This is a genomic window from Micromonospora sp. CPCC 205539, from assembly GCF_036906815.1.
In the GTDB taxonomy this organism is placed as follows: domain Bacteria; phylum Actinomycetota; class Actinomycetes; order Mycobacteriales; family Micromonosporaceae; genus Micromonospora.
Genome location: NZ_JBAKHW010000021.1, coordinates 1 through 26029 on the forward strand (window position 1 = coordinate 1; position 26029 = coordinate 26029).

27 protein-coding genes are annotated in these 26029 nt (G+C 72.2%); 13 read left to right on the forward strand and 14 right to left on the reverse strand.

What is annotated here, in order from left to right; genetic code table 11:
• Nucleotides 1–259: 259 nt before the first annotated feature.
• The 7 genes from purE to mca all read right to left on the reverse strand — a co-directional run bounded on the left by purE (nt 260) and on the right by mca (nt 9064).
• Entirely contained in the window at nt 260–751 is a 492-nt protein-coding gene (gene purE, locus V6V47_RS19465; protein ID WP_334629709.1) for a 5-(carboxyamino)imidazole ribonucleotide mutase, read from the reverse strand.
• Nucleotides 748–1935: a 5-(carboxyamino)imidazole ribonucleotide synthase gene (locus V6V47_RS19470; protein ID WP_334629710.1), complete on the reverse strand. Its 1188-nt coding sequence runs from the start codon at nt 1933–1935 to the stop codon at nt 748–750. Before V6V47_RS19470 ends, purE begins: the two co-directional genes overlap by 4 nt.
• Nucleotides 1936–2003: 68 nt before the next feature.
• Nucleotides 2004–4040: a thioredoxin domain-containing protein gene (locus V6V47_RS19475; RefSeq protein WP_334629711.1), complete on the reverse strand. Its 2037-nt coding sequence runs from the start codon at nt 4038–4040 to the stop codon at nt 2004–2006.
• Nucleotides 4041–4137: 97 nt separating this feature from the next.
• Nucleotides 4138–5049, reverse strand: a complete 912-nt coding sequence (locus tag V6V47_RS19480) for a hypothetical protein (protein ID WP_334629712.1) — start codon at nt 5047–5049, stop codon at nt 4138–4140.
• Between the two features lie 84 nt (nt 5050–5133).
• Nucleotides 5134–7665, reverse strand: a complete 2532-nt coding sequence (locus V6V47_RS19485) for a putative bifunctional diguanylate cyclase/phosphodiesterase (RefSeq protein ID WP_334629713.1) — start codon at nt 7663–7665, stop codon at nt 5134–5136.
• Between the two features lie 175 nt (nt 7666–7840).
• Nucleotides 7841–8134 carry a hypothetical protein gene (locus tag V6V47_RS19490; protein WP_334629714.1) on the reverse strand — a complete coding sequence of 98 codons (294 nt, stop codon included), beginning with the start codon at nt 8132–8134 and terminating at the stop codon, nt 7841–7843.
• Nucleotides 8135–8182: 48 nt separating this feature from the next.
• Complete coding sequence (gene mca / locus V6V47_RS19495; protein WP_334629715.1) at nt 8183–9064, reverse strand: mycothiol conjugate amidase Mca; 882 nt, start codon at nt 9062–9064, stop codon at nt 8183–8185.
• A gap of 197 nt (nt 9065–9261) precedes the next feature.
• Here mca and V6V47_RS19500 point away from each other — a divergent pair, with 197 nt between their 5' ends.
• The gene (locus V6V47_RS19500; protein ID WP_334629837.1) at nt 9262–9702 is read left to right on the forward strand and encodes a DUF4307 domain-containing protein; all 441 of its coding nucleotides are present in this window, start codon (nt 9262–9264) and stop codon (nt 9700–9702) included.
• Between the two features lie 168 nt (nt 9703–9870).
• Nucleotides 9871–10368, forward strand: coding sequence for a transcription elongation factor GreA (gene greA / locus V6V47_RS19505; RefSeq protein ID WP_334629716.1), 498 nt, complete (start codon nt 9871–9873; stop codon nt 10366–10368).
• A gap of 44 nt (nt 10369–10412) precedes the next feature.
• Here the strand turns inward: greA and ilvA are convergent, their stop codons facing one another.
• The 4 genes from ilvA to V6V47_RS19525 form a co-directional block, all read right to left on the reverse strand.
• Nucleotides 10413–11633, reverse strand: a complete 1221-nt coding sequence (gene ilvA / locus V6V47_RS19510) for a threonine ammonia-lyase (protein ID WP_334629717.1) — start codon at nt 11631–11633, stop codon at nt 10413–10415.
• Nucleotides 11634–11700: 67 nt separating this feature from the next.
• A complete protein-coding gene (locus V6V47_RS19515) occupies nt 11701–12576 on the reverse strand; it encodes a DUF4328 domain-containing protein (RefSeq protein ID WP_334629718.1) in 876 nt (291 codons plus the stop codon).
• A gap of 47 nt (nt 12577–12623) precedes the next feature.
• Complete coding sequence (locus V6V47_RS19520) at nt 12624–14033, reverse strand: amidase (protein WP_334629719.1); 1410 nt, start codon at nt 14031–14033, stop codon at nt 12624–12626.
• A 14-nt stretch (nt 14034–14047) separates the two neighbouring features.
• Nucleotides 14048–15190: a cystathionine gamma-synthase gene (locus tag V6V47_RS19525; RefSeq protein ID WP_334629720.1), complete on the reverse strand. Its 1143-nt coding sequence runs from the start codon at nt 15188–15190 to the stop codon at nt 14048–14050.
• A 94-nt stretch (nt 15191–15284) separates the two neighbouring features.
• On the opposite strand from V6V47_RS19525, the gene V6V47_RS19530 reads away from it, so the two are divergent.
• The 8 genes from V6V47_RS19530 to V6V47_RS19560 all read left to right on the forward strand — a co-directional run bounded on the left by V6V47_RS19530 (nt 15285) and on the right by V6V47_RS19560 (nt 20273).
• On the forward strand, nt 15285–15620 hold the full coding sequence (locus V6V47_RS19530; protein ID WP_334629721.1) for a hypothetical protein: 336 nt from the start codon (nt 15285–15287) through the stop codon (nt 15618–15620).
• Nucleotides 15613–16305 carry a nucleotidyl transferase AbiEii/AbiGii toxin family protein gene (locus tag V6V47_RS19535; protein ID WP_334629722.1) on the forward strand — a complete coding sequence of 231 codons (693 nt, stop codon included), beginning with the start codon at nt 15613–15615 and terminating at the stop codon, nt 16303–16305. The genes V6V47_RS19530 and V6V47_RS19535 overlap by 8 nt, the downstream gene beginning before the upstream one ends.
• A gap of 70 nt (nt 16306–16375) precedes the next feature.
• Nucleotides 16376–16786 carry an HIT family protein gene (locus V6V47_RS19540; RefSeq protein WP_334629723.1) on the forward strand — a complete coding sequence of 137 codons (411 nt, stop codon included), beginning with the start codon at nt 16376–16378 and terminating at the stop codon, nt 16784–16786.
• 94 nt (nt 16787–16880) lie between these two features.
• The gene (gene msrA, locus V6V47_RS19545; RefSeq protein ID WP_334629724.1) at nt 16881–17543 is read left to right on the forward strand and encodes a peptide-methionine (S)-S-oxide reductase MsrA; all 663 of its coding nucleotides are present in this window, start codon (nt 16881–16883) and stop codon (nt 17541–17543) included.
• 254 nt (nt 17544–17797) lie between these two features.
• Nucleotides 17798–18127 (forward strand): hypothetical protein, encoded by a 330-nt coding sequence (locus V6V47_RS32730; RefSeq protein ID WP_442934265.1) that lies wholly within the window; start codon nt 17798–17800, stop codon nt 18125–18127.
• A gap of 20 nt (nt 18128–18147) precedes the next feature.
• A complete protein-coding gene (locus tag V6V47_RS32735; protein WP_442934266.1) occupies nt 18148–18453 on the forward strand; it encodes a hypothetical protein in 306 nt (101 codons plus the stop codon).
• A 384-nt stretch (nt 18454–18837) separates the two neighbouring features.
• Nucleotides 18838–19767: a ribonuclease Z gene (locus tag V6V47_RS19555; protein ID WP_334629725.1), complete on the forward strand. Its 930-nt coding sequence runs from the start codon at nt 18838–18840 to the stop codon at nt 19765–19767.
• A complete protein-coding gene (locus tag V6V47_RS19560) occupies nt 19764–20273 on the forward strand; it encodes a GNAT family N-acetyltransferase (protein WP_334629726.1) in 510 nt (169 codons plus the stop codon). Before V6V47_RS19555 ends, V6V47_RS19560 begins: the two co-directional genes overlap by 4 nt.
• Nucleotides 20274–20548: 275 nt before the next feature.
• Here the strand turns inward: V6V47_RS19560 and V6V47_RS19565 are convergent, their stop codons facing one another.
• A complete protein-coding gene (locus V6V47_RS19565; protein WP_334629727.1) occupies nt 20549–21919 on the reverse strand; it encodes a cystathionine beta-synthase in 1371 nt (456 codons plus the stop codon).
• Nucleotides 21920–21992: 73 nt separating this feature from the next.
• Nucleotides 21993–22349 carry a YkvA family protein gene (locus V6V47_RS19570; RefSeq protein ID WP_334629728.1) on the reverse strand — a complete coding sequence of 119 codons (357 nt, stop codon included), beginning with the start codon at nt 22347–22349 and terminating at the stop codon, nt 21993–21995.
• Nucleotides 22350–22499: 150 nt separating this feature from the next.
• Here V6V47_RS19570 and V6V47_RS19575 point away from each other — a divergent pair, with 150 nt between their 5' ends.
• From V6V47_RS19575 to V6V47_RS19585, 3 genes are all read left to right on the forward strand, one after another.
• The gene (locus V6V47_RS19575; protein WP_334629729.1) at nt 22500–23552 is read left to right on the forward strand and encodes an SGNH/GDSL hydrolase family protein; all 1053 of its coding nucleotides are present in this window, start codon (nt 22500–22502) and stop codon (nt 23550–23552) included.
• A complete protein-coding gene (locus tag V6V47_RS19580; protein WP_334629730.1) occupies nt 23549–24361 on the forward strand; it encodes an SGNH/GDSL hydrolase family protein in 813 nt (270 codons plus the stop codon). The genes V6V47_RS19575 and V6V47_RS19580 overlap by 4 nt, the downstream gene beginning before the upstream one ends.
• 79 nt (nt 24362–24440) lie before the next feature.
• Nucleotides 24441–25703, forward strand: a complete 1263-nt coding sequence (locus tag V6V47_RS19585) for an acetyl-CoA C-acetyltransferase (protein WP_334629731.1) — start codon at nt 24441–24443, stop codon at nt 25701–25703.
• On the opposite strand, the gene V6V47_RS19590 is transcribed toward V6V47_RS19585, so the two are convergent.
• Nucleotides 25700–26020, reverse strand: a complete 321-nt coding sequence (locus V6V47_RS19590; RefSeq protein ID WP_334629732.1) for a hypothetical protein — start codon at nt 26018–26020, stop codon at nt 25700–25702. The two genes, V6V47_RS19585 and V6V47_RS19590, sit on opposite strands and share 4 nt — an antisense overlap.
• Nucleotides 26021–26029 lie beyond the last annotated feature (9 nt).

The window sequence follows — 26029 nt, forward strand, 5'->3', positions numbered from 1 at the left end:
GCCCCGCGTCCGTCGCCCGCCCCGCGTCCGTCGCCCGCCCCGCGTCCGTCGATCTAGGGCTTATCGCTGGGATCGGAGATCATCCGACGAAGATGTGCCCTAGATCGATGCGTGCAGGGCGACGGGCGCGGGGCGCGCAGGGCGCGCGGGGCGCGCGGGGCGCGCAGGGCGCGCAGGGCGCGCAGGGCGCGCAGGGACGCGCAGGGCGACGCGACGCGCAGGGCGACGCGACGGGGGGCGCCGGGGCGCGCAGGGCGCGTTAGGGCAGGGTGGACTGGAGTGCCTTGTCCTTCTTGGCGACCAGCTTCTCCAGGTCCTGCTGGTAGGTCGTCATCTGGGCACGGAGGTTCTTGTCGGTCGCGCCGAGGATCCGCACGGCCAGCAGACCGGCGTTGCGGGCGTTGCCGATCGAGACGGTGGCCACCGGGATCCCGGCCGGCATCTGCACGATCGAGAGCAGGGAGTCCATGCCGTCGAGGTGCCTCAGCGGCACCGGCACGCCGATCACCGGCAGCGGGGTCACCGAGGCGACCATGCCCGGCAGGGCGGCGGCCCCACCGGCACCGGCGATGATCACCTTGATGCCCCGGTCGGCGGCTTCCTGGCCGTACTCGATCATTGCGACCGGGGTACGGTGCGCCGAGATCACCCGGACCTCGTACGGGACCTCGAAGTCGTCCAGCACCTCGGCGGCGGCTCGCATGGTCGGCCAGTCCGAGTCGCTGCCCATGATCAGCCCGACCGTGGTCACTCCGGTCCCCCCTTGGTGCCCTCACGCAGCCAGTGCGCGGCCCGCGCGGCCCGCGCCCGTACGTCGTCCAGATCGTCCCCGAGCACCGTGACGTGCCCGATCTTGCGGCCGGGTCGCACCTGCTTGCCGTAGAGGTGCACCTTGGCCCCCGGCTCGGCGGCGAAGAGGTGGTGCAGTCGCTCGTCGATCGAGATCCCGCCCGGCTCTCCGCCGAGCACGTTCGCCATCACCACCACCGGGGCGGCCAGCGAGGTGTCGCCCATCGGGTAGTCCAGGACGGCCCGCAGGTGCTGCTCGAACTGGGATGTCCGGGCCCCCTCGATGGTCCAGTGCCCAGAGTTGTGCGGACGCATCGCCAGCTCGTTGACCAGGATCGCCGGTCGGCCGGCGGCGTCGCGTACCTCGAACAGCTCCACGGCCAGCAGGCCGACCACGCCGAGCGCGGTGGCCAGGTCGATGGCGAGCTGCTGGGCGGTGACCGCCAGCTCCTCGTCCAGGCCGGGCGCCGGAGCCAGCACCTCCACGTTGATGCCGTCCCGCTGCACCGTCTCGACCACCGGGTACGCGGCCACCTGCCCGAACGGCGAACGGGCCACCTGCACGGCCAACTCCCGCAGCAGCGGCACCCGTTCCTCGACGATCAGTCGGGTGCCGCCGGCGAGCAGCGTCCCCGCCAGCTCGGTGGCCTGGTCGGCGTCGTCGACCACCCAGACCCCTCGGCCGTCGTAGCCACCCCGGGCCGCCTTGAGCACCACCGGCCACCCGACCTGGTCGCCGAAGCCGACCAGGTCGGCGGGCTCGCTGACCGGGCGCCACGACGGGTTGGGCGCGCCCAGCTCGGTCAGGCGTTCCCGCATGACCTGCTTGTCCTGGGCGTGCAGCAGCGCCTCCGCCGGCGGGTAGAGCGTCAGCCCCTCCGCGGCCAGCGTGCGGATGTGCTCGGTGGGCACGTGCTCGTGGTCGAAGGTGACCACGTCGCAACCCTTGGCGAAGGTGCGCAGCGCGGCCAGGTCGGTGTGGTCGCCGTACTGGACGTCGGCAGCGACCAGCGCCGCGCCGTCGTCGGGAGCGAGCGCGAGCACATGCAGTGACTGGCCGAGGGCGATCGCGGCCTGGTGGGTCATCCGGGCCAACTGGCCGCCGCCCACCATGCCGACAACGGGCAGACCGGTACGGGAATCCATAGCGCGGCCAGCCTATCGGGGCGGCCACGACACCGGCCGGGAGGGCCGGGGTAGCAGCCCGGGGACGCTCAGCCGAGCTCGGCGACCAACTCGTCGACCGTGGTGACCGGGCGCTGACAGACGAACCCCTGACAGACGTACGCGGCGGACCGCCCGTCGACCAGCGGCCGGTCGGCGAGCAGCGGCACGCCGGGCTGGTCCGGGCGCCCCGCGACCACCACCGCGCCGGGCGGGGCGTGCCGGCGGGCCGCGGCCACCAGGGGGTCGCCGGCCGGGTCGTCGGTCACCACGGCGATCTCGTACGGCCCGGACAGCAGCGCTTCGCCGACCGTGGCCGCGTACCCGGTGAACCGGGCGTGCCGTCCCACGATCGGCGCGACCGTGCCGAGCGCCTCCTCGGCGGCCTCCCGGTAGCGCGTCTCCCCGGTCAGCGCCGAATAGGTCACCAGCCCGGCGATCAGCGCCGACCGGCCGGACGGCGTGGCGTTGTCGGTCGGGTCGGCCGGCCGGGTGACCAGCTGCTCGGCGTCGTCCGCGGTGTCGTAGAAGGCACCGCCGGGCGCGGCGAAATGCTCCAGCGCGGTGTCCAGCAGACCGCCGGCCAGGGTGAGCCAGCGGCCCTCGCCGGTGAGCTGGTGCAGCGCGCAGAACGCCTCGGCCACGCAGCCGTAGTCCTCCAGCACGCCAGCCGGCTCGCCGACCAAGCCGTCACGGGAGACCCGGCGCAGCCGGCCGTCCACCAGGTGCACGGTGGCCAGGTGCTCGGCGGCGTCCCGCATCGCGCCGTCGGCGACGATGCCGACGCCGTCCATGAGGTTGGCGTCCTCGTCCTGCGGGGTCACGTGCAACGCGGCTACCTGCAGGAACTCGGCGATCGCGGTGATCGCGAGGCCGTTCCAGGCCGCCACGACCTTGTCGTCCCGAGCCGGTTGGGGCCGGGTGTCCCGGGCCGTGAGCAGCTGACCCACCACCTGCTGCCAGCGGACCCGGATCTCGGGTGCCACGTCGTCGACGTCCCGAGCGAGCCGGAGCACGCTGGTGCCGTGCTCGAACGTGCCCGCCTCGGTCACCGCGAACAGGTCGGCGGCGAACCGGCCGTCGTCCTCGCCGAGCACCTCGACCAGTTGGGCGGGCGTCCAGGCGTAGGTGAGCCCCTCGACGCCGTCGGTGTCGGCGTCCAGCGCGGAGGCGAAGCCCTCCCCCGGCCGGTGCAGCTCGTCGGCGAGGAACCGGGCGGTGTCCCGGGCGATCCGGCGGGCCAGCGGGTCGCCGGTCAGCCGCCAGAGCTGGGTGTAGACCCGGAGCAGGAGCGCGTTGTCGTAGAGCATCTTCTCGAAGTGCGGCACGGTCCAGTGCGCGTCCACCGAGTACCGGGCGAAACCGCCGGCGAGCTGGTCGTAGATGCCACCACGGGCCATGGCCTCGGCGGTGTGCCGGACGATCTCCAGGCTGCGCTGGTCACCGGTGCGCTGGTGGTGGCGCAGCAGGAACAGCAGATTCATGTGCGGTGGGAACTTCGGGGCGTCGCCGAAGCCGCCGTTCCTCCCGTCGTACTCCCCGGCCAAGCTGGCGGCTGCGGCGTCGAGCAACGGGGCGTCCAGCGGCGCGCTGGGGCCGCCCACGGCCTGGGCGCCGCCGATCGCCTCGACCACCGCCGCGCCCTGGCGCAGCACCGCCTCGCGCTGGTCCTGCCAAGCGGTGGCGACCGACTGGAGCAGCTGGACGAAGTTGGTGCGCGGGAAGTAGGTGCCGCAGAAGAACGGGGTGCCGTCGGGAGTGGCGAAGACGGTCATCGGCCAGCCGCCCTGACCGGTCATCGCCTGGGTGGCGGTCATGTAGACCGCGTCGACGTCCGGGCGCTCCTCACGGTCCACCTTGATCGGCACGAAGTTGTCGTTCATCAGGGCGGCGACCTGCTCGTTCTCGAACGACTCGTGTGCCATCACGTGACACCAGTGGCAGGCGGCGTAGCCCACCGAGATGAGCACCGGCACGTCCCGTCGCTTGGCCTCGGTGAACGCCTCGTCGCACCAGGGCCACCAGGCCACCGGGTTGTCGGCGTGCTGGAGCAGGTAGGGACTGGTGGCGCCAGCGAGTCGGTTCACCGGACGACCATAACCAGCCCCGGCACGAAGCGCGCGGGCTCCACCCGGACGGTCACCCCGGCCGGCTCGGACCACGTGGCCCGGGCCGGCCCGAGCGTCAGCCCTTCTTGAGCCGGACCACGGCGGTGTCGGCGTCGCCGACGAAGACGTCGTACGTCGTGTCGTAGGAGAGGGCGTCGGCGGACACCTCGACGACGCCCCGACGGAACGGAACCGTGGTGAACGAGGGCGAGTTCGAGGTCCAGGCGAGCGGTGCGCCGGGCGTGCAGGCCACCTCGGCCCGGACGAGACCCTCGGCGACCTGCTCGTGCCGCGTCTGCCTGATCCGGCCCTCCACGTACACCGTGGCCGGTGCGGTGCAGGTCACCGTGCCGTGCACTGTCACCTCGTCGGTCCCGGTGTCGATCGTGCCCGAGGTGGCCACCTGTACGCCGACGGCGAGCACCGGCGGCGCTGGCGGGTTGAGGACGTGCACCTCGCCCCGGGCCGAGCCCGTGCTGTAGTTGCAGCGCTGCTCGAAGGTGGCGTCGAACCGCTCCAGGTAGCCGTAGGGGCCCCAGGAGATGTCGGTGACGGTGAACGAGCCGGTCTGCCCGGACGAGCAGATGTGGTCGTTGCCGGTCAGGGCGATCCCGGGCAACGGGCTCTCGTAGATGGTCCCGGTGGCGCCGGTGTAGCTGCCCACGGTCAGCGGTTGACCGACCGGCGCGCTCAGCGTGATCCGCCAGGTGCCGCCGGATGGGTCGAAGACCTCGACGTTGAGGTTGTTGGCCGTGCCCCAGACGTCGAAGCCGTTCCCGGACGCCGTGGCGAACGACTCGCTCTCACCCTCGGTGATCGGGTCGTCCGGATCGCCGGTGACCACCAGCGAAGCGGACTGCGGCGCCTTGGCCTGTGCGGGCGCGGCGGCGGTCAGCGTGCCGAACGTGACGGCGCTCAGCGCGAGGGCCGCCGCGAGAAGAGGGCGTTTCCCGGAGAGTCGCATGTTGTCCCTTCGACGGGTGGACATGTCGGCTGCACAGATCAAGACATCTGCGCGGCTCGATCGACTGTAGGGGCTCGAGGGCCGGCTGGCAGCCCCGTCCCCGGGCGGTCAGGACGCGCCGTCGGCGCGGAGGCGGAAGACGTTCGACTCCGCCGAGTCGCGCAACGACCCGAGCACCGCGCCGATCTTGTCCGCCGGCATCGGCTTGAAGAAGTGGTAGCCCTGCGCGGAGGTGCAGCCCAGCTCGGCCAGGGCCATCCGCTGCTCGGCGGTCTCCACCCCCTCGGCCACGACCCGCAGCCCCAGCTCGTGCGCGAGGCCGACGGTGGTGCGGACGATCGCCGCCGCCTCCGGCGAGTCGGCCATCCGGATGACGAACGAGCGGTCGACCTTCAACTCGTCCACGGCGATCCGGGTGAGGAAGGTCAGCGAGGAGAAGCCGGTGCCGAAGTCGTCCACCGCGAGCTGCACGCCCATCGACCGGAGCGTGGCCAGCACCTCGTCGATGACCTCCAGCTCACTCATCACCACCGTCTCGGTGATCTCGAGGACCAGCCGGTGCGGTGGCACCTGGTGCCGGCGCAACGCGTCGGCGATCTCCGCCGGCAGGCGGGGGTCGAGCAGGCTGCGCGCCGAGAGGTTGACCGAGATCGGGACGTCCAGCCCCTCCCGGGCCCAACTGGCGGCCACGTCGAGCGCCTTGTCCAGCACGTACCGGGTGAAGGTGCCGAGCTGCTCGCTGTTCTCCACCGGACGGATGAAGTCCGCCGGGCCCAGCCAGCCGCGCCGGGGGTGCCGCCACCGGATCAGTGCCTCCACACCGGTAGGCGCGCCGGTGGCCAGGTCGACCGCCGGCTGCAACGCCAGCACCAACTGGTCGTCGACCATCAGCGCCTCGCGCAGCTCGGCCAGCAGGGCGAGCTGGTCGGTGCTGGCCGCGTCCCGGGTGCCGTCGTACGTGGCGACGCTGCCGCCGCCGTCCTTGGCCTGGTACATGGCGATGTCGGCCCGGCGCAGCAGCTCGGTCAGATCGGCGGTGCCAGCGTCCGCAACCACCACCCCGACCGAGACCTCGATCGACATGCGGACCCCGGCCACCTCGGTCGGGGCGGCCAGCCGCTCGGCGATCTCCCGGGCCTGGCGCAGCGCGTGCGCCATCGGGGCGGCCCGGTCACCGAGCACCGGCACCGAGGTGAGCAGCAGCGCGAACTCGTCGCCACCGAGTCGGCCGAGCAGGTCGCCGGGGCGGGCCAACGCGCTGAGCCGGTTCGCGGTCAGCCGCAGTAGCTGGTCACCGGCGGCGTGCCCGAGGGTGTCGTTGACTTCCTTGAACTGGTTGATGTCCAGCAGCAGCAACGCCACCGGGTGGCTGTGCGCGAGCTGCCGCAGCGCCTGATCGCCCTTGTCGAGCATGGCCCCCCGGTTGGCCAGCCCCGTCAGTGGGTCGTGCACCGCCTCGTACGACGACCGGGCGGTGACCAGCCGTAGCTCGTGGTGGGTGGCCGCGTCGTGCAGCGCGGCGGCGAGCGCGTCGCCGAACGCGGCCACCGCGTCGCGTTCCCGAGCGCTGGGCGGGGCGGAGCGGGGGAACCGGACCCGCAGCTGACCGACCGGCGCGGTGCCCACCGACAGCGGACGGATCAGCTCGTGCTCGTCGGGCTCGGTCCCGACCGGCGGGTCCACCTCCCGGTCGACCAACTGGCCGGCGGCATCACCCCGGTACCGGTGCCACCCGCCGCCGGACCGGGCCACGTCGACGTCGACCAGTTCGGCGTTGAACAGCGTCAGCGCGCCGGTCACCGCCGCGCTGGCCACGCCCCGCTCGTCGAGCTGGTTGAGGGCCGCGGTCGCCTCGGCGAAGGCCCGCCAGGTGCGGCGTTCCTGGTCGGAGCGCAACCTGTACCGGTAGGTCTGCTGGAGCAGCCAGAGCAGCGGCGGGAGCAGCAGCAGCCAACGCGGGTCGAGCTCCAGCAGGGCGACCACCACCAGGCCGACCGCCACGTTGCCGACGAACATCAGCAGCTTGCCGCGCAGCGCGGCGAGCAGGGGCGGCCCGATCGGCAGCCCGTGCCGCAGGCCCAGCGTCACCCCGCCGAGCCAGGCGGTCACCAGCAGGTACGTCACCGACCCGGCGATCACCGCCAGCGCCAGCGTCGGGGTGGGTGGAGCGAGCAGCGGCTGCCCCAGCGCGGTGGCCACGGAAACGGCCAGCGCCGACGCGGCGGCCAGCGACGCGGCGATCCGGACGATCTCCAGTGCCGGCCGGCGGTCGTTGTGCAGTGAGAGCGCCGTCCAGGCCAGCCCGGCGCCGAGCAGGGTCGCCGACGGCAGCCAGCCGGCGGGTGCCAGGTAGAGGCAGACGATCAGCGCGGCCTCGCCCCAGGCGATGCTGACCATGCCGGCGGCCGAGCGGAACCGAAGCCGGGCGAGCTGGGCGACGGCGAGGACGGCGACGGCGATGCCGTAGCGGGCCGGCCCGCCGAGCGGGTCGTCGGCCGGTAGCCGACTCGGGAGAGTGAGGCCGACCGCGGCGGCGGCCAAGGCCGTCACCGTCACAGCGGCGGTGAGCACGAGCACCCGGGCAGGTGTGCCGCGCGCCCCGAGCCGGTCGAGAGGATCGCCGGCCGGGTCGGAGGTCATCGACCTCCCCCGTCAGCCGACCGACCGACGGTACGGGCGACCGGTGCTGTGACGGTCATCGGCGCCCCCTTCCGCGCATGCCTCGGAGACTTTTGGTCCCCCGGCGGAAGGCTAAGCCAAACCGGGTGGCCGCAACAGGGGGCGACCACCCGGTTCAGCGTGAATCATGCGTGGACTACCCGTTCCGGTGCTGCTGGTGCCCGTTGGGGGCCGACGTGGATGAATCCCGCTCCGCGGTCCCGTCTGTCGGATCGCCGACTGCCGCGTCGGCCCTGGTCGGGTCGGTCGGACGCGGCTGCTGCGGGAACTGCTCGGGCAGCCGACGCAGCCGAGAGTTCATGTTGCGGATCAGCAGGATGGTGGCGGCGGCCAGCAGCAGGATGAGGAAGAGGCCCATCGGCCCGGCCAGGCCACCCGTGCGGGTGTCCCCGAAGTTGTTCTCCGCGAGCACCTGGGCAGCGGTCAACATGGCGTTCCTCCGATGTGCGGTTGGTAACCAGCGTAGCGCCGCGCGGAATCAGCGCGCGTGCGCCGTCTCCCGTACGCCCGCGAAGAGATCGGACTCCGGCATCGGGCTGTCGACCACGGATCGGACCAGCTCGTAGTCCTCCGTCGGCCAGGCACGCTGCTGGAGCTCCATCGGCACCCGGAACCAGAACCCGTCCGGGTCGACCTGGGTGGCGTGGGCGCGCAGCGCGTCGTCGCGGACCGGGAAGTAGTCGGCGCACTCCACCCGGGTGGTGATCCGGGAGCCCATGTCCGGGCGGTCCTCCCAGTTCTTGAGCCACTCCACGTACGGCGACTCCAGGTCGGCGGCGAGCATGGCCTCGTGCAGGGCCATGATCTTGGCCTTGGAGAAACCGGTGTTGTAGTAGAGCTTCAGCGGCTGCCACGGGTCGCCCAGCTCCGGGTAGCGCTCCGGGTCGCCGGCGGCCTCGAAGGCGGCCACGCTCACCTTGTGGCACATGATGTGGTCGGGGTGCGGGTAACCACCCTGCTCGTCGTACGTGGTCACCACGTGCGGACGGAACTCGCGCATGAGCCGCACCAGCGGGCCGGCGGCCACCTCGACGTCCTGGAGGGCGAAGCAGCCCTCGGGGAGCGGCGGCAGCGGGTCACCCTCGGGGAGCCCGGAGTCGACGAAGCCGAGCCAGGCCTGCTCGATGCCGAGGATCGCCCGCGCGGCGTCCATCTCGGCGCGGCGGATCTCGGCGATGTTGGCCCACACGTCGGGGCGGTCGAGCTTGGGGTTGAGCACGCTGCCGCGCTCCCCGCCGGTGCACGTCGCGACGAGGACTTCCACCCCTTCGGCGACGTACTTCGCTGTGGTCGCGGCGCCCTTGCTCGACTCGTCGTCCGGGTGCGCGTGGACGGCCATGAGACGCAGCTGCTCTGCCAACGTTGGCGCTCCTCGTATGTGCCGGCCGGTGGACCCGACCGGACTCGGCCGGCTGACCTGCCGGGAATCCCCTCATCCCGTCGCCGGTCGGCACCACGGGGCCCCACCTGCCATTCCCGCCGCTGAGCCGGGCTGGGAGGATGGGTTCTGTCATTCTTGCTGATGCCGCCGACAACAACGCCAGGAGATACCCGCCGGTGACCGAGACGCACGCCACAATTTCATCGGGGGCGCCGGTTTTCCCGCCGGGGCGCTACGGCCGACGCCGGACGCCCGGGGGCCGGGCCCGCCGTACGCTGCTGGCCGCGCTGGCGCTGGTGGTGCTGGTGACGGCGTTGACGCTGATGTCGGTCCGGCTCTACCGTCAGTACGGCGATCCGGCCTACGACGCCCAGGTCATCACCAATACCGACATCACGGACAATCAGGTGTTGGTCGACTTCCAGGTGACCGTGCCGAAGGGCGGCTCGGCGCTGTGCGTGCTCCGTGCCCGGGACCGCGCCGGCGCCGAGCTGGCCCGCGAGGAGGTCACGGTGACCGCTGCCCCCGGTGATCGGCACGTCAACGCCCGGCACCGCCTGGCGACCACCGCACGGCCGTTCATCGGCGAGGTGCTGCGCTGCCGGCCCCCGGCCTGACCTGCCGAAACCGCCACGCGGAAAACCGCCGAAAGAGGCCCGGACGGCCGCCTACCGCCGGTCCGGATCCGGACACCGGCGGTGATCACCGACACCCTGTGTCGCACAGCACTGGTAACTTGGTAACTCACCTGTCAGCCAGCCAACGCACAACTGAGGAGACCGCCTGTGTCTACTGGCAACAAGGCGCCCGCCACCTGGCTGTCCCAGGACGCTCACGATCGCCTTCAGGCCGAGCTCGACGAGCACATCGCCAACCGTCCCGCCATCGCCGCTGAGATCAACGCGCGGCGCGAGGAGGGCGACCTGAAGGAGAACGGCGGCTACCACGCCGCCCGCGAGGAGCAGGGCAAGGCCGAGGGCCGCATTCGCTACCTGCAGGAGCTGCTGCGCACCGCCAACGTCGGCGAGGCGCCGACGACGGACGCGGTGTCCCCCGGCATGGTGGTGACGATCTACTTCGACGACGACACCGACGACACCGAGACGTTCCTGCTCGGCTCCCGGGAGATCGCGTCCACCACGGAACTGACCGTCTACAGCCCCGAGTCAGCCCTCGGCAAGGCGATCCTCGGCGGTCGGCCCGGGCAGACCTGCACCTATACGGCGCCGAGCGGCGCCGACATCAAGGTGACGGTGGTCAGCTTCGAGCCGTTCTCCGGCTGACGTCGCGAGCCGCACGACCGCTGTCGAGGCGTGGCACCCGCGTGTCACGCCTCGGCGGCGAAGACCACCTGGTAACCACTGGCCCGCAGCGCACTGATCAGCGTGTCCGAGTGCTCCACGCCCCGGGTCTCCACCGACAGCGCCACCTCCACCTCGCCGAGACTGAGGTGCGGGTTTGCCCGCTGGTGCTCCACGTCCACCACGTTGGCCCGGTGCTCGGCGATCTGGCTCAGCAGTGAGGCGAGCTGCCCGGGCCGGTCCGAGCAGCGCACCGTCACCCGCAGATAGCGACCCGCGGCGGCCAGGCCGTGCTCGATCACCCGCAACAGCAGCAGCGGGTCGATGTTGCCGCCGGAGAGCACCGCGACGACCGGCGTCTCCACCTGCACCACGCCGGCCATCAGCGCGGCCACGCCGACCGCACCGGCCGGCTCGACCACCTGCTTGCCGCGCTCCAAGAGCATCAGCAGAGCCCGGGAGATGTCCTCCTCGGTGACCGTGACGACCTCGTCGACCAACTTGCGGACGTGGTCGAAGGTGATCTCCCCCGGCCGACCGACCGCGATGCCGTCCGCGATGGTGGAGAAGGCGGGCAGCCGGACCGGCTCCCCGGCCGCCAGCGAGGGCGGGAAGGCCGCCGCACCGGCCGCCTGCACGCCGATGATCCGGACGTCCGGCCGCAGCGCCTTGGCGGCCACCGCCATGCCCGAGATCAGGCCGCCGCCGCCCACCCCGGTGATGATGGTCCGCACCTCCGGGCACTGTTCGAGGATCTCGAGCGCCACCGTGCCCTGGCCGGCGATGACGTCCCGATGGTCGAACGGGTGGATGAACACCGCGCCGGTGCGCTCGGCGTACGTCTGCGCGGCGACCAGCGACTCGTCGACCGTGTTGCCGGCCAACTCGACCCGCGCGCCGTACCCCTTGGTGGCGGCCACCTTCGGCAGCGGCGCGTTGACCGGCATGAAGACCGTGGCGTGCGTGCCGACCAGGCCGGCCGCCAGCGCCACGCCCTGCGCGTGGTTGCCGGCGCTCGCCGCCACCACGCCGCGCTCCCGCTCCTCGGCCGACAGACGCGAGATCCGCACGTACGCGCCGCGCACCTTGTACGAGCCGGCCCGCTGCACGTTCTCGCACTTGAGCCAGGCCGGCCCGCCCAGCGCGGCGCTCAACGGTCGGGAGGGCTCCAGCGGGGTGGTCCGGGTGACGCCGGCGAGCAGTTCCCGTGCAGCCCGCACGTCCTCAAGACCAACCAGTTCCGTCATGCCCCGATCGTGCCACCCACCCCCGGTGCCTCCTGCGGCGACACCGGGGTCATCGGCCCAGGCCGAGTCACGGACTGGGCGGGGTCACCGGGGCCGGCGGGGTCACCGGGGCCGGCGGAGGAGGCAACGCGGGTCCGGCCGGCACCGCGACCGCCGGCCAGCCCTGGGCGGTCGGCCAGGTCGGCAACGCCCGGGCGATGCGCGCCTCCTGCGCGGCGGAGATCTGCCGAATCAGCACGATCAACGCCACCGCGGCGACCACACAGCCCACCGCGGGCACGGCGTGCCGGAGCAGCGAATCCCGGTAGTAGTCGAGGTACGCCTGGTAGCCAGCGTCGTTGAAGGGGGTCTCCGGCAGCTTGTCGTACGCCCGGCTGTCGAGGCGGCTCATCAGCCGCTCACCGACGCTGAACACCAGCCAGGCGGTCCACCAGCCGTACACCAGGGTCGGGGTGAACCGTCGCCACAGGCTGTCCCGGGCCACGTTGGCCACCACCCGGACCGGCACCACGAAGTTCGCGAACGGCACGAGCCAGCCGGCGATCGCCCAGCCGGCACCGAGTGACGGCAGCGCCCCCGGGAACGCGTCGGTGTTCTTCCGTGCCCGCCAAGTCCAGATGATCACCAGGACGGCGGCCGTGACGTACGCCGCCAGCATGGGCAGAGACAGCACCACCTCGACGATCACCGCGCCGAGCAGCGGATCCGGGTTGTGGTCGGCCGCGGCCTTCCGGGCCATCGCCATGCCCACCAGCGGGACGAGCGCCACCACCAGGAACAGCACCGCGGTCGCGCCGACCGCGATGCTGGCGGCCAGGCCGATCCCGCGTACGCGGTAGGTCGGCAGCGACGGGGTGACGGCCGGCTGCCCCAGCGGCGTGTGGCAGCGCGGGCACTCGTTGTGTTCGGAGGACGTGGCGTCCCCACAGGTCTGGCAGTGCATTGGGGATCCCCCGGCTCAGCGCGACGATGCGCGCACACCGTAGACGATCATGCAGCGGCCGGCGACCCCGTTCCGACGCGGGGATAGCCGGGTGCGTGCCGGGACCACGGGGCGGCCATCTCGAACTGACCGGCCACGCCGAGGAGCAGCAGCTCGGAGCCGGGCGGACCGACCAGCTGCACGGCGACCGGCAGGCCGTCCGGGCGGCGGCCCACCGGCACCACGATCGACGGCAGGCCGGCGATGTTCCACGGCGCGGCGTACGGGGCGTACCGGATGTTGGCGGTCATGTTCGCCCGCCAGGACCGGTCGGACCAGCGGGCGGCCTCCGGCGGCGCGGCGGCCAGCGCAGGGGTGAGCAGCAGGTCGACGGAGTGGTCGGTGAAGAAGTGGGTCGACCGCTCGCGCCAGGCGGCCCGGTCGGCCTCCCGGACGTAGCCGCGCCGCTGCGCCCACTCGCCCAGCGCGACGTGCCGACGGGTACGTCGTTGCAGGCCACGCCGGTCCAGCCCGGCGGCCCGGACATCGGTGGCGGCGGCGGCGAACCAGGTGGCGATGCCCTGCAGACCGAGCGCGGTGGGATAGACCGGGTCGGCCGGAACCGCGTCGTGCCCCGCGGCGGCTAGCAGCCGGCCCGCGGCGGCGACCGCGTCCCGGTTGGGCGCGTCCGGCGAGACACCGCGCACCGGGGAGCGCAGCGAGACACCCACCCGCAGCCGCTGCGGCGGGACCAGCTTCTCCGGCCGTCGACCGGCGAGCACCGAGAAGCCGACCGCCGCGTCGGCGACCGTGCTGGTCAACATGCCGTGCTCGGTGAGGCCGAACCAGTCCTCCGCGCCGAGCTGGCAGGGGACCACGCCCCGGCCGGGCTTGAGCCCGACCAGGCCGCAGCAGGCCGCCGGGATCCGGATCGAGCCCAGGCCGTCGTTGCCGTGCGCCATCGGCACCAGCCCGGCGGCCACCGCGGCGGCAGCGCCGCCGGAGGAGCCGCCGGGGGTACGCGTGCTGTCCCACGGGTTGCGGGTCACCGCGCTGTCGTCGTCGGTGACCGCCCACAGGCCCAGTTCGGGCATCCGGGTCACCCCGAGGATCACCGCGCCGGCGCCGCGCAGCCGGCGGACCACCTCGTGGTCGGCCTCCGAGATGTCGGTACGCGCCGCGGCCGACCCGTTCCAGGTGGGCAGCCCGGCGACCGGCGTGTTCTCCTTCACCGCCACCGGCACCCCGGCCAACGGCAGGTTGGCCAGGTCCTCCTGCTCGTCGACCTTCTCCGCCTCGGTGATCGCCTCGCCGCCGCGCACGGCGCGGAAGGCGGCCACCTCGCGGTCGGCGCGGGAGATGTATTCGAGGTGGTCGGCGACGACCTGGGTGGCCGAGACGTCGCCCCGGCGTACCCCCCGGGCGATCTGCTTGGCGGTCGCCCCGACCCAGGTCGACATGATGTCCTGCACGGCCACCCTCCCCAGTGCGGTCAGCCCAGTGCCTGCTCCAGATCGGCGAGCAGGTCGTCGACCGTCTCGATGCCGACAGACAGTCGCACGAGATCGCCGGGTACTTCAAGCGGCGAGCCGGCAGCACTTGCGTGTGTCATCCGGCCCGGGTGCTCGATCAGGGACTCCACCCCGCCCAGCGACTCGGCGAGCACGAACAGCTTGGCGCGGTTGCAGATCTCCACGGCATGGTCCTCGCCGCCAGCGGCACGGAAGGAGATCATGCCGCCGAACCGGCGCATCTGCTTGGCGGCCACCTCGTGGCCGGCGTGCGAGGGCAGCCCGGGGTAGATCACCTCGGCCACCTTGGCGTGCCCGTCCAGGTACGCGGCGAGCCGCTCGGCGTTGTCACAGTGCCGGTCCATCCGTACCCCGAGGGTCTTGATGCCGCGCAGGGTGAGCCAGGCGTCGAACGGGCCGTTGATCGCGCCCATCGCGTTCTGGTGGTAGCGCAGCTCCTCGCCGAGCGCGGCGTCGGCGACGACGAGCGCGCCGCCCACCACGTCGGAGTGCCCGCCGATGTACTTCGTGGTGGAGTGCACCACCACGTCCGCGCCGAACGCGATCGGCTGCTGCAGGTACGGCGAGGCGAAGGTGTTGTCGACCACCAGCAGCGCGCCCGCGTCACGCGCCACGTCGGACAGCGCGGCGATGTCGGCGATGCCGAGCAGCGGGTTGGTCGGCGTCTCCACCCAGATGATCTTCGTCCGGCCGGGCTGCACGGCGGCCCGGACCGCGGCCGCGTCGGAGACCTTCGCCGGAGAGAACTCCAGGCCCCAGCGCTGCGCGACCCGGGCGAAGAGCCGGTACGTGCCGCCGTACGCGTCGTCCGGAATCACCACGTGGTCACCCGGCTGGCAGACGGCCCGCAGCAGGGTGTCCTCGGCCGCCAGACCGCTGGCGAAGGCGAGGCCGACCGGCCCGCCCTCCAGCGCGGCCAGGCACTCCTGGAGCGCGTCGCGGGTCGGGTTGCCCGAGCGGCTGTACTCGTAGCCGAGCCGGGGCGCGCCAACGGCGTCCTGGGCGTACGTGCTGGTCTGGTAGATCGGCGGGATCACCGCGCCGGTCCGGGACTCCGGGTCCTGACCAGCGTGGATGGCGAGCGTCTCGAAGCCGTGGTTCATGCTGGTGAGATTAGTCCGCGTGACCGGCCCGGTGGGCCTGACCCGGCGCGCGTCGCACCGGCGCGCTGTCCTACCGGTCGGGGATACTGGCGCGGTGACCTCACACGAGCCGCTGCCTTCGCGCCTTACCGGCGCAGCCAACCGCATCCCAGCCTCGCTGGACGCGCTGGCCGGCCCGGCTCACGGCCGGATCGAGCTTCCCGTCCGGCTGGCCTGGTCCGGCCTCACCGAGTTCGACGTGGCAGATCCTCGACAGCGGCTGACCTTGTATCGCATGCTGCTGGACTGCGGTCAGCTCGACGACCTGGTCCGCTACGTCAACGCCGTCCTGCTGCATAGGGACTGGCCGCGGATCAAGCGACTGACCAGCCGCCGCCTGGTTACCCTCTGGGAGCAGCGGTTGCCAGAGCTCGCTGCTAACCGTGGATGATCTGCATCGCAGGCTGCTCTGCATCGGGTTCGCAGCGGGTGACGACCTCGGGCTAGTGCTCGCCGGCGGTTACGCCCTGGCAGCGCATGATCTGGTCGAGCGATCGTCCCGTGACATCGACTTCGCGACAGCGACCTCCCTGCCCTTGAAAAGGGAGACGGATCGTCTCGTCGACGCGTACGCGGCAGCCGGCTTCTCGGCCCGCATCATCGAGGCGACCCCTCGGATGGCTCGACTGATGGTCACCGGATCAGAGATGGAGTGTGAGGTCGATCTGCTCAAGGAGGCGATCGGACCCCCTGCGACGCTCATGATCGGGCCAGTGCTGTCCTTCGACGACGCGGTCGGGCTGAAAGTGAGGGCTCTGCACGACAGGGCTGCCCACCGCGACTACATCGACATCCATGCAGCAAACCTGCGCCTCGCCTGGCATGAGCTTGAGTCGTTGGGTGCACGGCACACGGTGGGGTTCACCCTTGACGAGTTGGCTGACCGGCTCGGCGGGTTTGGCGAGTTGGACGACGAGACCTTCGCCGCCTACGGGCTCAATGAACAGGACATCAGGGACCTGGCGACCTGGGCGTCGCGCTGGGAGTCAGACATCCGGTTGCGGCTGGCGAATGGGGAAGACGGGCCGCTGGGAGCGCCCGGCGACGAGTGGGACACCTACCTCGACCAGCAGTGACGGCTCGACTGGCTCGCGCGACCCAAAGCGGGGTGGCCGAGCCGTCGGACCACCGGCATAGCCTGGGGCGATGAGTGGGTGCGTGTTCTGCGGGATCGTGGCCGGAGAGGTGCCGGCGTTCCGGGTGGCCGACGAACCGGACGGGGTGGCATTCCTGGACACCCGCCCGGTCTTCGCCGGGCACGTGCTGGTGGTGCCCCGGGTACACCTGGTGACCCTCGCCGAGTTGCCGGCCGAGCTGCTGCCCGGCTACTTCGCGCTGGTCCAGCGGCTGGCGGCCGCCGTGGAGACCGGTCTGGGGGCCGGTGGGACGTTCGTTGCGATGAACAACAAGGTGTCCCAGTCGGTGCCACACCTGCACACCCACGTGATCCCTCGCACCAAGGGAGACGGGCTGCGTGGCTTCTTCTGGCCGCGCACCCGCTACCCGAGCGACGAGGACGCCGAGGCCGTCGCGGCCCGGGTGGCCGCCGCGCTCTGACCGCGCTGGTTGGGGCCTGACTCACTTCGGGGCGGGTAAGAAAGGTGAGCCCGCCGGTGTTACACGCTGGGAGAGGTACGAGAGGAGTCCCACCGTGTTTCTGCGTCGTATGAACGCTGAGATGATTTCGCCTGACCAGGCCCTGCCGGGCCGCCCGATCGCCATGCCGGTCGCCGACCGGCACGAGGTGCTGGGCACCCCACTGAAGGGCCCATTCCCGGAGGGCCTCCAGGTCGCCGTCTTCGGCATGGGCTGTTTCTGGGGCGCCGAGCGGCTGTTCTGGACCCTGCCAGGAGTGTTCACCACCTCGGCGGGCTACGCGGGTGGCATCACCAAGAACCCGACGTACGAGGAGACGTGCTCCGGTCGTACCGGGCACGCCGAGGTCGTCCAGGTTGTCTACGACCCGAGCAAGATCGCTTTTGAGGACCTGCTGAAGGTCTTCTGGGAGAACCACGACCCGACGCAGGGCATGCGCCAGGGCAACGACGTGGGCACCCAGTACCGGTCGGCGGTCTACACGACCACCGACGAGCAGCGGGCCATCGCGGAGTCCTCCCGGGACGCGTTCCAGCCGATCGTGACGCGGGCCGGCAAGGGTGAGATCACCACCGAGATCGCTCCTCTCGGCAGCTACTACTTCGCCGAGGACTACCACCAGCAGTACCTGGCGCCGACGAAGAACCCGAACGGCTACTGCAACCACGGCCCGAACGGGCTGAGCTGCCCGGTCGGCGTGGCCCGTACCGCCGGCTGAGTGCAGGCGTTAGCCTGATTCAGACGTTTGGGAGGGCACGATGAGCGGCGACAGCGCGAGCCGTCCACGCGGTTATGCCAAACCGGTCATCGTGCCCTGAACGAGGCCGCCAGTCAGACGGACCTGAACAGTTATCTCAGCCGCGACTCGCTGATCCTGCTCTGGCCCTCGATGTGGCTGCCCCAAGCCGTGCGCTGCGTGGGAAGAACGGTTTCCTGAGCTTCGTCTCGCCCCCCGCAGCGCCGCCTGACACGATGCTGCCCAGTCACATCAGGATCACCAGAGTCGCCCTCGCGGCGGCCGGCCGCTTCGGATTCGCACTGGCCGGTGGGTACGCGGTGAGCGCTCACGGCATGGGCAACAGGCTGGGCGGCGACGTTGATCTCTTCACGGCCTGGCACCTACGCGCCTCGTTCCCCGAAGCAGTCGACAACGTGACCAAGGCCCTTGAGGACGAGGGCTACGCCGTCACCGCTGTCATCCGAAATGAGACCTTCGCCCGCTCGTCGTCGACCGCGACGCACCAGGCGCGGAGCCAGACAAGCTCGAAATGTCGGCGGACTGGCGGGCGCACTCACCAGTGATGTCCTCCGTTGGACCTGTCTTGCACCCTGACGATGCCGTCGCCAACAAGATGTGCGCGCTCTTCGGCCGCGCCGAGGCCCGGGACTTCCTCGACGTCGATGCCGCCCTGACGAGCGGCCGGTACACCAGACAGCGCCTCCTGGAACTGGCGGCAGCCGCAGACTCTGGTTTCGAACCACGTGCCTTCGCAGACGCGTTGGGAGCGCTGAACCAGATCACCGATGCGGACTTCGACTGCTACGGCGTACCTGTCGCCGACCTACCGGCCGTCCGCGCAAGGTTCGCTCAGTGGCAGCGCGAACTCATCGACCTGCCGCAGGGCTGACATCCCCGACTGGCTACTACTTCGCAGAGGACTGCCACCAGCAGTACCTGGCGCCGTCCGAACAGCGCGGGCATTCCCGTCGGACCGTGTGATCGAAATCCGTTGCCGAGCCCGGCGGGGACTCGATAGCGTGGCAGTACACGTGAAAGGAGGTGGTCCAGACTTGTATAGCAATCGGACTCGTGAGGTGGCTGTCCGCTAGCCGCTGTCCTCGACAGTGACTGTCCGCCGTACGGCGGGCATCAGCACCATCGTCGAGACCGTGTGGCAGCGGTGCGGCGAAACCACAACAGCCACCCGACCCCCGGGGTGCCGGCCCAGTCCAGCCGGCCCGCGCGCAAGCGCGGAGACCCCCGGGGGTCGCTTCATGTCTGGAGACCGGCGATGTCGATGCGCGAGTTGGTGGTGCTCGGGACGGCCAGCCAGGCCCCGACCCGGCAGCGCAACCACAACGGGTACGTGCTGCGCTGGGACGACGAGGTGATCCTCTTCGACCCAGGCGAGGGCAGCCAGCGTCAAATGCTGCACACCACGGTCACCGCCACCGACCTGACCCGGATCTGTGTCACCCATTTCCACGGCGACCACTGCCTCGGCCTGCCCGGGACCATCCAGCGGCTCTCCCTGGACCGGGTGCCGCACCCCGTCGCCGTGCACTTCCCGGCCGGCGGCGCCGAATACTTCGCCCGGCTCCGGCACGCGACCTCCTTCTACGAGACCGCCGAGCTGCGGGTCACCCCGATCGAGGCCGACGGGCAGCGGATCGCCCTGCGCTGCGGCACGCTCGAGGCACGCCGGCTACGGCACCCCATCGAGACGTACGGCTATCGGCTGGTCGAGCCGGACGGCTGGCGGATGCTGCCGGAGAAGCTGGCCGCGTACGGCATCGTCGGCCCTGCCGTCGGCGATTTGATCCGCGATGGGCACCTGGACCTCGACAGGCGTCGCGTCACCCGTGACGAGGTGAGCGTGCCCCGGCCGGGGCAGCGGTTCGCCTTCGTGATGGACACTGGCCTCTGTGACGGCGTGTACGCCCTCGCCGAGCACGCCGACCTGCTGGTCATCGAGTCGACCTTCCTGGAGTCGGAGGCCACGCTCGCCGCCGAGGTCGGCCACCTGACGGCGGCGCAGGCCGCCCGGGTGGCGACCGAATCCGGGGTACGCCGGCTGGTGCTCACGCACTTCTCCCAGCGGTACGCCGACCCGCGCCGGTTCCACGACGAGGCGCGGGCGCACTTCGACGGAGACCTGATCATCGCCGAGGATCTGATCACGGTGCAGCTCCCGCCGCGCCGGGTAGCCTCGGCCGAATGACCGTCACGCTCCGCCCCGCGACCGACGACGACCTGATGGGGGTGGGTGCCCTGCACCAACGTTCCCGCGTCGCCGCGTACTCGTCGTTTCTGCCCGCCGAGGCGCTGGCCGACCCGACGGCGGAGGCGATGGGACGGTACTGGACCGAACGGTGGCGGTGGGAACGCGACACACACCGGCTGACCGTGGCGGAGCGCGCCGGGACGCTGGTCGGCTTCACCCACCTGGGCCCCGACGACCAGGACGACCCGGAAACCGGGCTGCTCAACGCGATCCACCTCGAGCCGGCCGAGCAGGGCCAAGGTGTCGGCCGCGCGTTGATGCTGGACGCGCTGGACGCGATGCGGTCCCGGGGTTGGCGGCGCGCGGTGCTTTGGGTGCTCGCCCGCAACGCCCACGCCCTCGAGTTCTACCGCCGTGGCGGCTGGACACCCACGGGGGACGAGCGGGACGAGGCGATCGGATCGGCGCAGACCCGACAAATCCGCTACGCCCGCCCGCTCTGACCCGCTCTGCCCCCACCCTGCTCCCGCTCTGCTCCCGCTCTGACCCGCTTTGCGGGCTCCCCGATCTTGCTGATCAACACGAGATCAGCGATATCGGGGTGTCCGCCGCCGGGGATCCCCCGATATCGCCGACCTCGTGTCGATCAAGGCCGAGCGGGCCACGCCGAGCAGGCCACGCCGATCAAGGCCGAACAGGCCACGCCGAGCAGGCCGCACCCAGCAGGCCACGCCGATCAAGGCCACGCCGAGCAGGCCACGCCGGGCGCCGGGGCGCTCTAGTGGGCGCCGAGGTGGGCCAGGAGGTCCTGACGGGTCAGGACGCCCTTGGGCTTGCCGTCGACCAGGACCAACGCGGCATCGGACTTCTCGAGCAGGCCGACCGCCTCGCTGACCGGCTGGCCGCCACCGATCATCGGCAGCGGGTCGCCCATGTGCCGCTCGATGGTGTCGTGCAGGTGGGCCTGGCCGGTGAAGAGCGCGTCGAGCAGGTCCCGCTCCGCGATGGAGCCGGCCACCTCGCCGGTCACCACCGGAGGCTCGGCCTTGAGCACCGGCAGCTGCGAGACGCCGTACTCGCGCATGTAGTCGATCGCGTCGCGGACCGTCTCGGTCGGGTGGACGTGCACCAGCTCGGGCAACCCGCCCGGCTTGCTGGAGAGCGCGTCGGCCACCGTCGGCTCGGCGCCGGAGTTGTCGAGGAAGCCGTACCGGGCCATCCAGGAGTCGTTGAAGATCTTGGAGAGGTAGCCCCGGCCGCCGTCCGGCAGCAGCACCACGACCACGTCGTCCGGGCCGGCCCGGCGCGCCACCTCCAGCGCGGCGACCACCGCCATCCCGCAGGAGCCGCCGACCAGCAGCCCTTCCTCGCGGGCCAGTCGCCGGGTCATCTCGAAGGACGCCGTGTCGGAGACCTCGACGATCTCGTCGGCGACACCCCGGTCGTACGTCTCCGGCCAGAAGTCCTCGCCGACGCCCTCCACGAGGTACGGGCGGCCGGTGCCGCCGGAGTAGACCGAGCCCTCCGGGTCGGCCCCGACGATCCGGACCCGACCCTCGGACGCCTCCTTCAGGTACCGGCCGATGCCGGAGATGGTGCCTCCGGTGCCGACACCGGCCACGAAGTGCGTGAGCCCGCCCTCGGTCTGCTTCCACAGCTCCGGGCCGGTCGTCTCGTAGTGCGAGCGCGGGTTGGCCGGGTTGCTGTACTGGTCGGGCTTCCAGGCGCCCGGGATCTCGCGGGTCAGCCGGTCGGAGACGTTGTAGTACGAGCGCGGGTCTTCCGGGGCGACCGCGGTCGGGCAGACCACCACCTCGGCGCCGTACGCCCGGAGCACGTCCTGCTTGTCCTGGCTGACCTTGTCGGGGCAGACGAAGACACACTTGTAGCCCTTGAGCTGGGCCACCAGGGCCAGCCCGACGCCGGTGTTGCCGCTGGTCGGCTCGACGATGGTGCCGCCGGGCTTGAGCAGGCCGGCGGCCTCGGCGTCCTCGACCATCCGCAGCGCGATCCGGTCCTTCACCGAGCCGCCCGGGTTCACGTACTCGACCTTGGCGAGCACGGTGGCCTGGATGCCCTTGGTGACGTTACGCAGGCGTACCAGTGGGGTGTTACCGATCATGTCGACGACGTTGTCGTAGTACTGCACGGTGGGCCCTTCGTTGCGGCGCCGGCGACCGCGGCCGGGCAAGACGTTTCCTCGCCGCCCAGGGTACGTGCCGTCAGGGCACCAGGCCCCCGGGGATGACCGAGCTGCGGCGGGCCTCCCACTCGAGGAAGCGGTCGGTCTCGGCCAGCACGCTGCCGGCCAGCCAGGTGATCATGACGGCGTCGTCGGCCAACCCGAAGATGGCCAGCGGGATCTCCGGCAGCAGGTCGATCGGCGAAACGATGTACGCCGTCGCCGCCGTCATCAGCGCCAACCGGAGGCCGCCGTCGTAGTGCCCCCGGGCGGTGGCCCGGATCATCCGGGGCAGCGCCGCCAACCGGGTGCCCAGCGACGGCCCACCCCGCGCCCCGGCGGCCAGCGCCCGGGCCAGGGCCGTGAATGCCGCGCTGCGCTTCAGTGTCTTCCCCATCGTCGCGCTCCTCTCCGCCGGATCAGCATGGCGGGTCGACGCAAGCCGGCCGCCCTCCACCGGACAGGTACCCCGTCGCGTCGGTTTCCAGGCGTCCACGAGCCGGCACGACGACAGCGGTGTGTCGTGCCTTCGCGATAATGTCGCGGTATGGGGGTGGCTGGTTCCGTCGTACCAATTGGTTCGCGCTGGCGGCGTGCCCGGCGGGTCGCCCGCCTGGCGGCCATCGGCACGGGCGCCACCGCGGCCGCCGCCGTGGCGACCGGCGGGGTGCTGCTCGGCCAGGCCCGGCAGGCCCGACGCACGATCCCGATGGCCGAGGCGCCGCCGCCACGCTGCGACGGCGTGTATGGCGGGAGGTTCCCCGGCCCCGAGCTCACCATGGTCGTGCTCGGTGACTCGTCGGCGGCCGGCTACGGGGTGCACCGGCGCCGGGAGACGCCCGGTGCGCTACTGGCCACCGGCCTGTCCCGCCGACTGCGCCGTCCGGTGCGGGTGCGCCGCTTCGCGGTGGTCGGGGCCATCTCGGCGGCGCTGAGATACCAGGTGGAAGCCGCGCTGGAGTGTCAGCCCGACGTCGCGGTGATCCTGATCGGTGGCAATGACATCACCAACCGCACCCCACACGCGCTGGCCGTGCGCTACCTGGTCGAGACGGTCCACGCGCTGCGCGACGCTGGTTGCGAGGTGGTCGTCGGCACCTGCCCCGACCTGGGCACGATCCGCCCGATCCAGCCCCCGCTGCGCTGGCTGGCGCACCGGTGGAGCCGCCAGCTCGCCGCCGCCCAGACGGTCGCCGTGGTCGAGGCGGGCGGCTGGTCGGTCTCCCTCGGCGACCTGCTCGGCCCCCGGTTCGCCGCCGAGCCGACCCGGATGTTCGCCTGGGACCGGTTCCACCCCTCCGCCGAGGGGTACGCGGTGGCAGCCGCCGCACTGCTGCCGACGGTGCTCTCCGCGCTCGGCACGGGGCAGGACCGGCGGGCCACGGCGGTGCGGGGCGAGGGCGTACGGTCGCTGCCGAAGGCCGCGCAGGAGGCGGCCCGGCACGCCGGCACGGAGGTCAGCGGCACCCAGGTCCGGGGCCGGGACCGAGGGCCGGCCGGCCGGTGGGCGCAGCTGCGCCGCCGGGCGTTCTTCGGTGTCGGGGCGGTCCCGCAGCACGGGCCCACCCCCGACACCTCGACGGTGGAGGGACTGGCATGAACGAGCGCAGCGAGCGGAAGGCGACCACCGGCCTCCCGGTCCGGCTGGGTAAGGCGGCAGCGCTCGCCCTGCTCGCCGGCACCGTGGGCGGCACCGCCGTCCTGGCCGGCGAGGCGTTCGTGGCCCGGCACCGGCGCTACGCCCAGCCGGAGCTGGGGCTGGCCCTGCGGGCCACGATCGGCCGGCCCGGCGCGCCACCGCTGCGGCTGGTGCTGATCGGTGACTCGTCGGCGCTGGGGGTGGGCGTCGACCGACTCGACGACACCATCGGCGGGCAGTTGGCCAATCTGCTCGCCGACGGTCCGTCCGGTCGGCTGGTGCACCTGTCCAGCGTCGGCGTCTCGGGCTCCCGCTCGACGGACCTGGCCACCCAGGTGGCCCGCGCCCTGCTCGGCGAGCGCCCCGACGTGGCGCTGATCCTGATCGGGGCGAACGACGCCACCGGGCTGCGCCGGCCCGGCGACGCGGCGGCGTACCTCGGCGCGGCGGTGCACCGGCTGCGCGAGGCACGGGTCGAGGTGGTGGTGGGCACCTGCCCCGACCTCGGTGCGGTGCGTGCCATCGCGTCTCCGCTGCGCCAGCTCGTCGGCTGGGCCGGGCGTCGGATGGCGTACGCCCAGACGGTGGCCGTGCTGGACGCGGGCGGCACGGTGGTCGACCTGGCTACCGAGACCGGGCCGGTCTTCCGGGCCGATGCCGGGACGCTCTGCCACGACGGCTTCCACCCCTCCGCCGACGGCTACCGGGTGTGGGCGCACGCTCTGCTCCCGGCCGTCGCCGCGGCCGCGGCGGTCACCTCCCGGCGCTGACCCGGCCCGGCCGCAGGGTGACATTTCCCGGCGGGTCTTCTTCTTCCGCGCCAAGTTACCGGCGGGTTAACGTTGGCGCATGCCGATTGAGTCGTCCCGCGACGCCGTCATCGTCGCCACCGCCCGCTCCCCCATCGGCCGGGCGCACAAGGGGTCCCTGCGCGACGTCCGCTCCGACGACCTCGCCGCGACCATCGTCCAGGCCGCTCTGGACAAGATCCCCGCGCTCGATCCGACCACGATCGAGGACCTCTACCTCGGGTGTGGCCTGCCCGGTGGCGAGCAGGGCTTCAACATGGCCCGGGTGGTGTCCACCCTGCTCGGGCTGGACACGGTGCCCGGTGCCACGCTGACCCGCTACTGCGCCTCCTCGTTGCAGACCACCCGGATGGCCATGCACGCCATCCGCGCCGGCGAGGGCGACGTGTTCATCTCCGCCGGCGTGGAGATGGTCTCCCGGTACGCCCGGGGCAACTCCGACGGGCTGCCCCCGGAGGCACAGGCCCTGGTCGGCGGCGGCTGGGACAATCCGCGCTTCGCCGCGGCCGGCGAGCGCTCGAAGCGCCGCGCGCAGGGCGGGGCCGACGTGTGGACCGACCCGCGCGAGGCCGGTGAGCTGCCGGACGTCTACCTGACCATGGGGCAGACCGCCGAGAACCTGGCCCAGGTGTACGACGTCACCCGCGCCGACATGGACGAGTTCGGCGTACGCAGCCAGAACCGCGCCGAGAAGGCCATCGCCGACGGCTTCTGGGCCCGGGAGATCACCCCGGTCACCACACCGGACGGCACCGTGGTGAGCACCGACGACGGCCCGCGTGCCGGTGTCACGCTGGACGCCGTGGCCGGTCTGAAGCCGGTGTTCCGCCCGGACGGCCGGATCACCGCCGGCAACTGCTGCCCGCTCAACGACGGCGCCGCCGCCGTGGTGGTGATGAGCGCCCAGCGGGCCGAGGAGCTCGGGCTGACCCCGTTGGCGCGGATCGTGTCCACCGGCGTGTCCGCGCTGTCGCCGGAGATCATGGGCCTGGGCCCGGTCGAGGCGTCCCGGCAGGCGCTGCGGCGAGCCGGCATGACCATCGACGACGTCGACCTGGTCGAGATCAACGAGGCGTTCGCCGCCCAGGTCATCCCCTCCTACCGGGAGCTGGGCATCCCCGAGGAGAAGTTGAACGTGATGGGCGGCGCGATCGCGGTCGGCCACCCGTTCGGCATGACCGGCGCCCGGATCACCGGCACCCTGCTCAACTCGCTCGAGTGGCACGACAAGACCATCGGTCTGGAGACCATGTGCGTCGGCGGCGGCCAGGGCATGGCCATGGTGTTGGAGCGGCTGAGCTAGAGCGCGCTGCGGGTCGCCGTCACCTCGGCGGCGGCCCGGGCCAGCGCCTCGGCGTCCGGCCCGGCGGCCACCAGGTCCGCCGTCACCACCCGCACCTGATCGGGCAGGGCCAGGTCGTTGTCCAGCCGGGGCACCACGCGGCGGGGCTCGCCCTCGGCATCGGCCGTCAGGTTGGCCAGCTCCTGCACCAGCCGGTGCACCAGGTCGGCGCGGGGCACGTTGCCGGTGGTGGCGACCGCCGCCCAGCGTGGCTGCTGCCAGTGCCCGATCTGACCGACCAGCAGTGCCACGGCCTGCTCCAACTCCGCTGCGCTCATCGCCGCCGA